Origin of the sequence: Methylobacterium sp. CCH5-D2, from assembly GCF_001556475.1 — a bacterium.
Classification (GTDB): Bacteria; Pseudomonadota; Alphaproteobacteria; order Rhizobiales; family Beijerinckiaceae; genus Methylobacterium; species Methylobacterium hispanicum.
In genome coordinates, this window is the sequence record NZ_LSIX01001140.1 from 1 (window position 1) to 1,834 (window position 1,834).

A 1,834-nucleotide genomic window follows, 5' to 3' on the forward strand; every position below is an offset into this window, starting at 1 on the left:
CGCCCGGAGTCCCCGAACGATGCTGCGCCCGACCGCCCTCCTCCTGCTCCTCGCCGCGCCGGCTGCCGCCGCCGAGCCGATCAGCGGCCATCCGACCGTGATCGACGGCGACACGATCGAGCTGCAGGGCCGGCGCATCGACCTCTACGGGATCGACGCACCCGAGGCGGCGCAGGCCTGCGAGACCGCGGTCGGAGCGCCCTACCGCTGCGGCCAGGCCGCGGCGGCGGCTCTGCGCCAGCGGATCGGCCCCCACGCGGTCGCCTGCGAGCCGCAGGGCCCCGCCGCGAAGGAGCGCGTGACGGCGCTCTGCAGCATCGGCGGCGTCGATCTCTCTGCCTGGATGGTCGGGCACGGCCACGCCCTCGCGCTCCGGCAGGCCGCCGAGGGCTACATCCCCCAGGAGCGCAAGGCCTGGGCGACCCGCCGGGGGATCTGGGCCGGCGTGTTCGAGGAGCCGGCGGACTGGCGCCAGGCCCAGCGCCGGGCGAAGGCCCTGGCGAGCGCGCAGGCGGGCGAGTGAGGCGCGCGGCGTAGGCCGCGGCGCTCTCAGAGCGGCGCGCGGCGCGTGTGTGTCCTGGGCTTGACCGCGCGGGTCCTCGCCGCGGAGGCGAGGCGGTGCCGGCTCGCCCGGGCCGGGATCGCCGCGCGCTCGGGCGGCGGACGGTCGTGGATGTCGCCGAAATAGTCGGCGCCGCTCATCCCGAAGGCGCCGCCGGCCACGGGGCCGTCCATCGTCTGCGCCGAGGCGGGCGCGGGCAGGAGGAGCAGGGCGATGAGCAGCGAGCGGTGCATGGCGACAGCATAGCCGCCGCCGGCCGGCCGCGTCGAGCCGGCCTCAGGCCGTGCGGGCCGGGTCGGAGGGGCGGCCGAACAAGGCGCCGAGGGCGTCGGCATCGTCCGCGACCGTGACTGCGCCGGCCGCGTAGAGGGCGCCGGGAACGTGGTAGCCCCAGCCGACCCCGACCGCCGCCGCGCCCGCCGCGACCGCCATGGCCATATCGTAGGAGGTGTCGCCGACCATCACGGTCGCGCCGGCATCGAGCCCGGTCTCGGCCATGGCTTGGAGCAGCATCGCGGGGTCGGGCTTGGAGGGGGCGTCGTCGGCGGTCTGGGTGGTGCTGAACCAGCCCTCCCAGCCCTGGACCTCGAGCAGGTGGTTCACGCCGCGCCGCGACTTGCCGGTGGCGATCCCGAGCAGCACGTCGTCCCGCGCGTGCAGCCGCGCGAGGAGGTCACCCATGCCGGGAAACAGCGGCTCCTCGTAGTTCGGGTCGAGACGCAGGGTCTGGAAGGCGCGCTTGTAGCTCTCGGAGAGGGACTGGACCGGGCCGTCCTCGCCGACCAGCCGACGGAAGGCCTGTGGCAGGGACAGGCCCACGACCGAGAGCGCCTCCGTGCGCCCGGGGGCCTGCATGCCGTGCTCGGCGAAGGCCATGCCCTGCGCGGCCACGATGAGGTGCTGGCTGTCGACGAGCGTGCCGTCGACGTCGAAGACGATGAGCTTCACGGCCGGGCGCGGCTCCGCCTCCTGAGGACCCTCATGGCCGCGGCCCGGGCTGGGCGGCGGCCGGCTGGCGCGGACGCTCGTATCCGAGCCGGCAGCGGATGAGAAAACGGCGGCGCTTGCCGCCGTGCAGGCCGCGCTGGTGCGAGGCCCGGTTGCAGCTCGCGTAGGAGCGGCGTCGGCGCTCGGCCCGGGTACCGCCGGGAGCCGGCCGCGCCTGTCCGGCCTGAGGCGCCTGTGGTTGCGCAGGCGGCTGTGCCTGGGGTTGCGCCTGGGGCGCCTGTTGTGTCTGCGGCGCCGGCCCGCCCTGCGGGGCCTGCGGCGGCT

At 76.3% G+C, this 1,834-nt stretch carries 3 protein-coding genes and 1 pseudogene; 1 reads left to right on the top strand and 3 read right to left on the bottom strand.

The window, feature by feature from the left end:
* Positions 1–19 precede the first annotated feature (19 nt).
* On the top strand, positions 20–523 hold the full coding sequence (locus AX737_RS31025; RefSeq protein WP_066927999.1) for a thermonuclease family protein: 504 nt from the start codon (positions 20–22) through the stop codon (positions 521–523).
* Between the two features lie 26 nt (positions 524–549).
* Here AX737_RS31025 and AX737_RS31030 read toward each other — a convergent pair whose 3' ends face one another.
* The 3 genes and pseudogenes from AX737_RS31030 to AX737_RS36600 all read right to left on the bottom strand — a co-directional run.
* Entirely contained in the window at positions 550–795 is a 246-nt protein-coding gene (locus AX737_RS31030) for a hypothetical protein (protein WP_066928001.1), read from the bottom strand.
* Positions 796–838: 43 nt separating this feature from the next.
* Complete coding sequence (locus AX737_RS31035) at positions 839–1,510, bottom strand: HAD-IA family hydrolase (RefSeq protein ID WP_066928003.1); 672 nt, start codon at positions 1,508–1,510, stop codon at positions 839–841.
* A 31-nt stretch (positions 1,511–1,541) separates the two neighbouring features.
* A pseudogene (locus AX737_RS36600) lies at positions 1,542–1,834 on the bottom strand (hypothetical protein); the annotation flags it as partial.